The 10258-nt window shown below is 74.0% G+C and carries 8 protein-coding genes; 5 read left to right on the plus strand and 3 right to left on the minus strand.

Features of this window, described 5'->3' with window-relative positions:
- Positions 1–94: 94 nt before the first annotated feature.
- The 3 genes from ACWF9Z_RS02890 (at position 95) to ACWF9Z_RS02900 (ending at position 3677) form a co-directional block, all read left to right on the plus strand.
- Positions 95–217: a hypothetical protein gene (locus ACWF9Z_RS02890; protein ID WP_453596781.1), complete on the plus strand. Its 123-nt coding sequence runs from the start codon at positions 95–97 to the stop codon at positions 215–217.
- Positions 218–392: 175 nt separating this feature from the next.
- Positions 393–2627 (plus strand): acetate--CoA ligase family protein, encoded by a 2235-nt coding sequence (locus tag ACWF9Z_RS02895; protein WP_453596783.1) that lies wholly within the window; start codon positions 393–395, stop codon positions 2625–2627.
- A 249-nt stretch (positions 2628–2876) separates the two neighbouring features.
- Positions 2877–3677, plus strand: coding sequence for an enoyl-CoA hydratase/isomerase family protein (locus ACWF9Z_RS02900; protein WP_453596784.1), 801 nt, complete (start codon positions 2877–2879; stop codon positions 3675–3677).
- Positions 3678–3714: 37 nt separating this feature from the next.
- Here the strand turns inward: ACWF9Z_RS02900 and ACWF9Z_RS02905 are convergent, their stop codons facing one another.
- Positions 3715–4509 (minus strand): VOC family protein, encoded by a 795-nt coding sequence (locus ACWF9Z_RS02905; protein WP_453596786.1) that lies wholly within the window; start codon positions 4507–4509, stop codon positions 3715–3717.
- 330 nt (positions 4510–4839) lie between these two features.
- On the opposite strand from ACWF9Z_RS02905, the gene ACWF9Z_RS02910 reads away from it, so the two are divergent.
- Together ACWF9Z_RS02910 and ACWF9Z_RS02915 are read left to right on the plus strand one after the other, a co-directional pair.
- Complete coding sequence (locus tag ACWF9Z_RS02910; RefSeq protein ID WP_453597203.1) at positions 4840–5463, plus strand: flavin reductase family protein; 624 nt, start codon at positions 4840–4842, stop codon at positions 5461–5463.
- A 436-nt stretch (positions 5464–5899) separates the two neighbouring features.
- Entirely contained in the window at positions 5900–8929 is a 3030-nt protein-coding gene (locus tag ACWF9Z_RS02915) for an AfsR/SARP family transcriptional regulator (RefSeq protein WP_453596788.1), read from the plus strand.
- Between the two features lie 98 nt (positions 8930–9027).
- Here ACWF9Z_RS02915 and ACWF9Z_RS02920 read toward each other — a convergent pair whose 3' ends face one another.
- Entirely contained in the window at positions 9028–9201 is a 174-nt protein-coding gene (locus tag ACWF9Z_RS02920; RefSeq protein ID WP_453596790.1) for a hypothetical protein, read from the minus strand.
- Between the two features lie 186 nt (positions 9202–9387).
- Entirely contained in the window at positions 9388–10143 is a 756-nt protein-coding gene (locus ACWF9Z_RS02925; protein ID WP_453596792.1) for a hypothetical protein, read from the minus strand.
- Positions 10144–10258 lie beyond the last annotated feature (115 nt).

A 10258-nucleotide genomic window follows, 5' to 3' on the forward strand; every position in this document is an offset into this window, starting at 1 on the left:
GACCCCGCCCGCGGCGGCGCGCCGTCGGCGGCGCCCCTCGCGGCGGGGGGGCGCCCCGCGGCGCCGCGCCCCCCCCCCCCCCCCGGCGCGCCGCGTGACCCCGGCGCGCCTCGTGGCCCTGGAGCGCCTCGTGGCCCTGGAGCGCCGCGCGGGCGCCGCGCTGACGCCGTGCGACCTCGGCCGAATACCGGTCTGGACCTCCCCCGGGGTGATCTGAGACCGTTCCTGAACCGCTGACGGGCCGATACCGGGCCGTTCCACGGCGTTCCACACACCACCTCCACCACCTTTCCTGCGCATCCCTGTTCCTGACGACGCGTCAGTTCAGTAATCTGACTACACGTCAGTTATCGAGATTCGTCGAGGTTCATCGAGCAGGAGCGGGCGGAACGATGCTTGGATCTACTCACGGCACCCTCACCACCGACTTCCGCGCACGCGTCGAGGCCTGCGGGGAGAGCCCCAGGACAGCCGTCCACTCCACGGCGGCTCCGTCCGCCGAGGACACGGTCGCGCTGGACGTCAGCGGCCGGCCCCTGCACGCCGACGCTCCCGACCTGGACCGGTTCTTCCGGCCCGAGTCCGTGGCCGTCATCGGCGCCTCGGACGCCGACGGCAGACCGAACACCGGCATCACCCGGCAGCTCATCGCCTGGGCCGAGCGCGTCGGGGCCCGGCTCCACCCCGTCCACCCCACCCGCGCCAGCGTCTTCGGGCTGCCCTGCCACGCCTCCGTGGCCGATCTCCCCGAACAGGTGGACCTCGCCGTCCTCCTCGTCGCCGACCCGCTGCCCATCGTCGAGCAACTGGCCGAGGCCAAGGTGAAGTTCGCCGTCGCCTTCGCCTCCGGGTTCGCCGAGACCGGCAACGAGGGCGCCGCCGCGCAGGCCCGCCTCGGCGCGGCCGTCCGGCGCTCGGGCCTGCGCCTGCTCGGCCCCAACACGAACCTCAACGCCTTCGAGAAGTTCCGCGACGACCTCGACGGCCCGGCCATCGCGCTCATCACCCAGTCCGGCCACCAGGGCCGGCCCGTGTACACCCTCCAGGAGCTGGGCATCCGGCTCTCCCACTGGGCCCCCACGGGCAACGAGGCGGACCTGGAGACCTCCGACTTCATCTCCTACTTCGCCGAGCGCCCCGAGGTCGGAGCCATCGCCTGCTACGTGGAGGGCCTCAAGGACGGCCGGCAGTTCCTCCTCGCCGCCGACCGGGCCGCGCGCAACGGCGTGCCCGTCGTCGCCGTCAAGGTAGGCCGCACCGAGACCGGCGCCCGGATGGCCGCCTCCCACACCGGGAAGCTGACCGGCGCGGACACCGTCGTGGACGCCGCCATGCGGCAGTTCGGCGTCATCCGGGTGGACGGACTGGACGAACTCCAGGACACCGCCGCCCTGTTGGCCCGCGCGCGCAAGCCGCTCGCCGACGGGGTCGTCGTGTACTCCATCTCCGGCGGCACCGGCGCGCACTTCTCCGACCTGGCCACCGAGGCGGGGCTCAGCATCCCCACGCTCTCCCAGGCCAAGCAGGACGAACTCCACCAGTGGATCCCGGAGTACCTGGGCGTCTCCAACCCCGTGGACAACGGCGGCCACCCCGTCGGCGACTGGCGCGGCCGCAAGATCATCGACGCGATCCTCGCGGACCCGTCCGTAGGGGTCCTGATCTGCCCGATCACCGGGCCCTTCCCGCCCATGAGCGACAAGCTCGCACAGGACCTGGTGGACGCGGCCGAGCGGACCGACAAGCTGATCTGCGTGATCTGGGGCTCGCCGGTCGGCACCGAGGAGGCCTACCGCACCACGCTCCTCGGATCCTCCCGCGTGGCGACCTTCCGCACCTTCGGCAACTGCATCACCGCCGTCCGCGCCTACCTCGGCCACCACCGCTTCACCGCCGCCTACCGCTCCCCCTTCGACGACGCCCCGCGCACCCTGTCGCCCTCCTTCCGCAAGGCGCAGGCGCTGATGCGCCCGGGCCAGCAGCTGAGCGAGCACGCGGCGAAGCAGCTCCTGCGCGCCTACGGGATACGGGTGCCCCGGGAGCAGCTGGTGACCAGCGCGGCGGCCGCCGTACGGGCGGCCGGACTGGTGGGCTACCCCGTGGTCATGAAGGCCTCGGGCCCCCAGCTCGCGCACAAGACGGAGCTGGGGCTGGTGAAGATCGGCCTGACCTCGGCGAGCCAGATCCGCGACGCCTACCGGGAGCTGACGGACATCGCACGCTACGAGGACGTCCCGCTGGACGGGATCCTCGTCTGCCAGATGGTGGAGCGCGGGGTCGAAATGGTCGTCGGGGTCACGCAGGACGACCTCTTCGGCCCGACGGTGACGGTGGGCCTGGGCGGCGTACTCGTGGAGGTGCTGCACGACGCGGCGGTCCGGGTGCCGCCGTTCGGCGAGGACCAGGCCCGGGCGATGCTGGCCGAGCTGCGCGGGCACGCACTGCTGGAAGGCGTCCGGGGGGCGCCGCCGGCGGACGTCGACGCGCTGGTGGAAGTCGTCCTGCGGGTGCAGCGGATGGCGATGGAGCTCGGGGACGAGCTCTCCGAGCTGGACATCAACCCGCTGATGGTGCTGCCGCGCGGACAGGGCGCGGTGGCGCTGGACGCGCTGGCCATCTGTCGCTGACGGCCCCGGGCCCCGCGCCGGTGGAGGGGCGGGGGCCGGGGCCGGGCCCCCCCCCGGCGGGCCGGGGCGCGGACCCCCCCCCCCCCCCCCCGGCGCGGGGGCCGCGGGCGGGGGGCGCCGCCGCGGCTCCCCCGGGGGCCGCCCCCGCCCCCGCGCGCGCAGCGCGGCCCCCGGCCGCCCCCGGGAGCCGGCCCCCCGCGGCCGGCACGTGCCCGGTACGCCCCACCACCCCCGGAAGGCGGTTCCACCATGGCCCCCACCCCCGAGGACGCAGTCCTCCACCGCATCGACAACGGCGTTTCGTGGATCACGCTCAACCGGCCCGAGGCCATGAACGCCGTCACCTGGGACCAGCGCGAGCGGGTCATCTCGCTGCTCGCCGAGGCCTCCGCCGACCCCGCCGTGCGGGCCGTCGTCGTCACCGCCACCGGCAAGGGCTTCTGCGCGGGCGCCGACCTGCGCGGGGCGCCCGCCACGGCGGAACGCGTCGCGGGCGACGTGGCCCGCATGATCCGGCTCGGCGCCCAGCGGCTGATCACCGCCGTGCTCGACTGCGAGAAGCCGGTCCTCGCCGCCGTGAACGGCACGGCGGCCGGCATCGGCGCGCACCTCGCGCTCGCCTGCGATCTGGTCATCGCCGCCGAACCGGCCCGCTTCATCGAGGTGTTCGTCCGCCGCGGCCTGGTCCCGGACGGCGGGGGCGCGTACCTCCTCCCCCGCCTCGTCGGCCCGCAGAAGGCGAAGGAGCTGATGTTCTTCGGCGACGCCGTCCCGGCGGCCGAGGCCGAACGCCTCGGCCTGGTCAACAAGGTGGTCCCGGCCGAGGCCCTGGAGGACACCGTCCGGGAGTGGGCCGAGCGCCTCGCGCAGGGCCCCACCCGCGCCCTCGCCCTGACCAAACAGCTGGTCAACGCCTCCCTGGACGGCGACCGGGCGACGGCCCTCGCCGCCGAGGCCACCGCCCAGGAACTCAACATGACCACGGCCGACGCGAACGAGGGAGTGGCCAGCTTCGTGGAGCGGCGCACGCCCAAGTACCTCGGCCGCTAGGCCGTCGCTTTCGGATCTTGCCGAGCCCGCGGGGGCCTCACATCCGCGGGTCCGGCGTGAGCAGCGCGAACACCGCGCCCGCCGGGTCCGCGGTCCATGCCATCCGGCCGACCTCCGGCACGTCCGCGGCCGGCATCAGCACCGAGCCGCCGCTGCCCCGGATCGCGGTGACGGTGGCGTCCACGTCGGCGACGTGGAAGTACGGCACCCAGCGCGGCACTTCGTTCGATCCGGCGCCCGCGCCCTCGCCCTGCGGCGCGACGCCGCCGAAGGAGGCCTCCTCCTGGTCCCCGTCGGCGGTGCTCAGTACCCGGTAGGTCATCCCGGGCGCCGGCATCTCGGCGGAGCGCCACCCGAACAGGCTGCCGTAGAAGGCGATGTCGGCGACCGGGTCGGGTACGTGCAGCTCCGCCCACACCAGGGTGTTCACGGCGGAGGCCAGGTCCAGCCCGGCGGTCTTCCCGGGCTGCCAGCAGGCGAACTCCGCGCCCTGCGGGTCGGTGAACTGCGCCAGCACGCCCTCGCCCATGACGTCCATCGGCTCCACGCGCACCGTTCCGCCGCCCGCCTTGACGGCCTCCGTGGTGGCCCGGACGTCCGGCGTGCAGAAGTGCAGCATCCAGGCGGAGGTGGCGCCCTCCTCGGTGAGCGGCCCGAGCGCGGCGACCGTCTTCCCGCCGATCTGGAAGAAGCCGTAGCCGCCCGCCTCCGGGCCGAGGGCGAGGAAGTCCCAGCCGAAGACGCCGGTGTAGAAGGAGAGGGCCGACCCCGTGTCGGGGCTGGCGAGGTCGAGCCAGTTGGGCGATCCGGTACGGAAGTCGGTGCCGAGCATGCGTGTTCTCCCTGGGTCCGTGCGGTCGGGTGGTGGTCCGTCACGCGGTCCCCGCCACGATGCCGAGCGGGCGCGGGGCCCGCGGGCTGCGGGCCCCCGCACGGTCCTGGGTTCACCCTGACGGCCCCCTGCCACCGCCCCGGCCACCACCACCGCCACCGCCACCGCCACACCACCGTTACGCCTTCGTCCGCCCCGCCCTGCCCCGCCGGGTCCCCGGGGCGAGCCCCCGCCGTCGGCGCGACGCGTCCGATCGACGCGGACCCTGCACCGGCCTTCCCATCTGACGCTCCGTCAGCTTCAATCGGTCGGGTGATGGGACACGCAGGGATGGCGGCCACCGTCGTCCGATACCTCAGAACGGCCGGCTCCCCCACCTCCGCCGTGGCGGAGCCGGAGCCGGGACCCGGCCATGTCGACCCCACCCCGCGCCCCGCCCTGCGGGCCGTCGGCGAGGACGAACGCGCGCCCGTCAGCCCCGCCGAGTTCCGGGCCGTACTGGGGAACTTCGCCAGCGGGGTCACGATCATCACCGCCCCGCCCGGCACCGACGACGAGGGCCCGGCCGGGTTCGCCTGTCAGTCCTTCGCCTCGCTCTCCCTCGACCCGCCACTGGTCACCTTCATGGTGGCCCGCACCTCGACCACCTGGCCCCGCATCGCGCGCGCCGGGGTGTTCTGCGTCAACATCCTCGGCGCCGAGCAGGGCGAGCTGTGCCGGGCGTTCGCCGTCAGCGGGGCCGACAAGTTCGCCGGGGTCGCCCACACGCCCGCCCCCTCCACCGGATCACCGCAGCTCGACGCGGTCCCCGCGTGGATCGACTGCCGGATCCACGCCGTGCACACGGGCGGGGACCACCTCATCGTCGTCGGCAAGGTCGAGGCCATGGGCGCGGCCGGCGAGGGCGAGCCGCTGCTCTTCCACAAGGGACGCTTCGGGCGCTTCGCCGACTGACGCGCGTCCCGTGCGCCCCGCGGGACCTGGCGGCCGCCGCTCAGCCCTCCCGGAGCGAGGACGAAACAACGCAATGCGAACGCCAGCGAAGCACGCGCCCGACTCCCCCCGAGGCGCCTGAATTCCCTCCCGGACACTCCGTTCGCACGATGTTCCACCCCCCGTAAAGCTTCAGTTTCGGCCTCCCCGATCCCCTCCCTGACCAGTACCGCTCCTACCCGGAACCCTCTAGTCTCTTTCTCATGCGTGGCCTCTGCCTGGGGGTTTACGCGTACGACTGGTGGGGGACATGGCGGAGCAAAACGATACGAAGGTGAGGTTCAATCTCCTTGGCTCATTGGAGGGCTGGTCCGATGGAAACCGGCTGAGACTCGGCGGCCCCATCCAGGAAAGAGTGCTTGCCACTTTGCTTCTGGAACCGGGCCGCGTCGTACCCGTGGCACGACTCGTGGAGGCCGCCTGGGAGGACGAATCCCCCATCACGGCCTCGCACCAGATCCGCAAGGCGGTCGCCGACCTCCGTCGGCGGATACCCGGCGGAAGCGACCTCATCGCCACCGACGGACCCGGTTACCGGGCCGTCCTGGAAGACGGGCAGCTTGACCTCTCCCTCTTCCAGCTGCACACCCGGCTGGCCCGCGAGGCACTGGCCGCCGGACGCTCCTCGGACGCCGAGAGCGCACTGCGCACCGCACTGGGACTGTGGCGGGGGCCCGTCCTGGCAGGTGCCGGCGGACCGGTCGTCGAAGCCGCGGCCACCGCCCTGGAGGAACGCCGGCTGACCGCCGCCGAACAGCTCTACCAGCTCCGCCTGGACCACGGCGAGAGCGCCGAACTCGTCGGCGACCTGCGCGAACTGGTCGACGCCCACCCCCTGCGGGAAACCCTGCGCGGCCACCTGATGCTGGCCCTGTACCGCTCGGGGCGCCAAGCCGAGGCCCTGGAGGAGTTCGGCCGGGTCCGCGAGCTCCTCGTCGAGGAACTCGGCGTCGACCCCGGCCCCCGGCTCGGACGGCTCCACGAGGGCATCCTGCGGGACAGCCCGGAACTCGCGGCCCCCGCGGCCCCGGACCGGCCGGCGCCGGCCGCCGCCCGCGCGCCCTCCCCCGCTCCCGCCGCCCCGGCCGGAGCCGCCGACACCGCGGCCTCCGGCTCCGGCTCCGGCCCCGCCGGGCCGACACCGGCCGCCGACGCCCGCAAGGCCACCGGCGGGGGCGGGGCCGCGGGGGCCGGCGTCGCGCCCTGCACCCTCCCGTACGACCTCTCCGACTTCAGCGGACGCAGCCGGGAGCTGGGCTCCCTGCTGGCCGCCGCGGGCAACGGGCACGCGGACGGTCCGGACGGCGCCGACGCCCGGACCCGGATCGTCGCCGTCGACGGGATGGGCGGCACCGGCAAGACCGCGCTCGCGGTCCGCGTCGCGCACCAGCTCGCCGAGCAGTATCCGGACGGCCAGCTCCACGTCGACCTGCGCGGTTACACCCCCGGCGAGCAGCCGCTCCAGCCCGGTCCGGTGATCGCGAGCCTGCTGCGCACCCTCGGGGTGCCCGGCGAGCGGATCCCCGAGGACCCGGCCGGGCGGGCCGCCCTGTGGCGGGCCACCCTGGTCGGCCGGCGGCTGCTCCTCCTCTTCGACAACGCCTGCGACGCCGCCCAGGTGCATCCGCTGCTGCCCGCCTCGCCCGGCTGCCTCGTCCTGGTCACCAGCCGGGCCCGGCTGGTCGAGCTGGACGGCGCGCAGTGGATCTCGATCGGGGTGATGTCCCCCGAGGACAGCATGGCGCTGGTCACCGAGACCCTGGGCCGGGAGCGGACCGAGCGGGAACCCGCGGCCGCCCGCTCGCTGGCCGCCCTGTGCGGCCATCTGCCGCTGGCCCTGCGCATCGCCACGGCCCGGCTGCGCAACCGCTCGCGGTGGACCGTGCAGCACCTGGTCGACCGTCTGGGCGACGAGACCCGGCTGCTGGACGAGCTGAGCTCGGGCGAACGCAGCGTCGCCGCCACCCTGCGGCTCTCGTACCAGGCGATGGACGAGGAACACCGCGACGCCTTCCGGCTCCTGAGCCTGCACCCGGGCACCGACATCGACCTCCACTCGGCCGCCGCCCTGCTCGCCACGGACACCCGCGACGCGGAGGACCTCCTCGAGGACCTCCTGGACATGCACCTGGTCCAGCAGCACGAGCTGGGCTACTACGCCTTCCACGACCTGGTGCGCAGCTTCGCGCAGAGCCTGCGCAACACGGAGACGGCCACGGACGACACGGCGGCGGTGGAACGGCTGCTGGACTACTTCTACGCGGCCACGGAGGCGGCGTGCGCGGTCCTGTTCCCCGCGCGGTCACCGTACGAGACGGGTCTGCGGGACACGGCGGCGGCGCTGCCCCCGCTGGCGGGCGCCGAGGCGGCCACCGCCTGGTTCGACCGCGAGGCCGGCGCGGTGGCCGCGGCCCTCTCCCTCGCGGAGACCTGGGGCTTCCTGCGGCACGTCGTGTACACGACCCGCAACCTGTCGTTCTTCCTGAACATGCGCACCTACATGGAGCAGTACCGGCGGGTGGGCGAGATGGCGATCGCGGCGGCCCGCCGGCTGGGCGACGTCCAGGGGCTGCGGATCAGCCTGACCAACCAGGTGGTCCCGCTGTGGAAACTCGGCTGGCTCCGTGAGGGCATCACCCTCACGGAGGAGGCGCTCGCGCTCGCCCGCACGGAGGGCGAACGCATCGGGGAGGGCAGCTGCCTGGAGATGCTCGGGCTGCTGCACAGCAGCCTCGGCGAGCTCGCCGAGGGGCTGCGCTACCAGGAGCTGGCCGTGGAGGTGCACCAGGAGACCGGGGACGTCCAGGCCGCACTGCACCTGATGTGCTCGGTGAGCACCACCTACGGGTCGCTGGGCCGCCCGAAGGACGCGCTCGGGGCGGCTCAGCGGGCCGTGGAGCTCGCGCGCGAGGTGAGCAGCCTGGACGGCGAGGTCGCCGCGCGCAACGACCTCGCGAGCGCGCTGCTCGCCCTGGGGCGCGTGCCGGAGGCCGAGGAGTGCCTGGTCCGGGCGCTGCAGTTCGTCGACGAATCACGGCAGCCCGACAACCTCGCGGTGACCTTCGCCCTGATGGCGCACGTCCGCCACCTCCTCGGCGAGGCCGGGGAGGCGCGGCGGTGCGAGGAGCAGGCGATGGAGCTGGTCCGGCGCCGGGCGTCCCCGGCCCGGCAGATGAAGGTCGAGCGGCTCGTCGGCACCCTGCGGCTGGACCGGGGCGAGCACGCCCTCGCCCTGGAGCTGTTCGAGGGCGTGTACCGCCGCGCGGCCGCGGCGGAGTACCGGATGGAGGAGGCCCGCGCCCTCGCCGGGATCGCGCAGGCCGCCGCCGCCCTCGGGGACGGTGCACGGGCCGGGGAGTACCGGACGCGGTCCGAGGCGCTCTTCGACTCGATGGGCGTGCCCCAGGACGCGCGCGACCCGCACTGACCCGCCGGGCCCCCGGTGGCGTACGACGGCGGCCCACCCCGGACAGGGGGTGGGCCGCCGTGCGTCGTGGCTCCGGGCGCCCGTGCCGGGCGCTGGTGTCAGACGCCGGGAGAGGGGGCGGGCGACGGGTTGCGCGGGCCGACGTCCTCGGCCTGCACCGACGGCTGGTTACCGGAATTGGATTCCAGGTCTCCGCTTACTCCGAGTGCGATCGTCAGGCCCAGTGCGATGATTCCGGCGATTCCGACGATTCCGGCCAGCTTGGTGCGCATTTTCTTTTTCCCCGCCCCTTGTTTGTGACGTCGTGCGTTCCGCTTTCGACACACCAGAGGTTCCCCGGAACCGTTCCCCAACGGTTCCCCCTCCGATACCACGCACGGACAGTACAACGGGAACTAGGCGGGATCCAGGGCTAGTCCACGTTTCGAGTGCGAGATACCGGGTTGGCTGACATTGCGTCAATCCACCACGATGTCTGTCTCAAAATGTCGCCCCAAAGCCCGCAGACGTTTCTCGCATTCCGCCCGAGTGGGGGCCGAAAGCACCGCAACCGCAAGGAAATCGCAGGCATCGACGGCGGCCCCGATCGCCTCTCCCGGTTCCGCGAAGACTCCGTAGAACTCGACCCACGGCTCCTCGGGCGTGGTGGGAAGGGAGCGGACCGTTCCCATCCGCTTCATCATCAGGACCTGGCCCGCCATGCGGACCGGCTCCAGCCGCCCGCCGGACCGTGCGCGGGCCTCCACCGCCGGCAGCCGCAGGCCCACCTGGGCGCGCGCCGCCAGCTCCACCGGGTGCACTCCGAAGACCGCGCCCAGCACGTCCTGGACACGGCCGCCCGCGGGCCGGGCCGTGATCTCGCCGAGCACCAGCCGGTCGTCCGGGGTGTGGAAGACCTTCGCGTGGAAGGCGTGGTCCGCGGGGCCCTCCAGCGCCCCGAGGGCGTCCTCGACCAGGGCCAGCAGCCGCGGGGTCAGCGGGTCGGAGGGGTCCAGGGTGAGGTCCAGGAGCGCCCCGCCACCGCTTCCGCAGGAGACCGGGTCGTACGCGTACCGCGAGGGCCAGGCCATCACCGTGCGGCCGCCCGCGACCACCCCGTCCACGTGGCAGGTCCGGCCCGCCACGTACGCCTCCACCAGCAGGTCCTCGCGCGGCCCGGCGGCGGGCGCGAAGGCCTCGGCGAGGTACCGCTCCAGCTCCTCCCCGGTCCGCACGATCCGCGGGCCGGGGGGGGCGGGGGGGGGGGGGGGGGGGGGCGGGGGGGGGGGGGGCGGGAGGAGAAAAAGAGAAACCAGGAAGACCAAACAAACCAACACCACCCACGCCAGA

It is taken from the genome of Streptomyces sp. NPDC054961 (genome assembly GCF_053609145.1).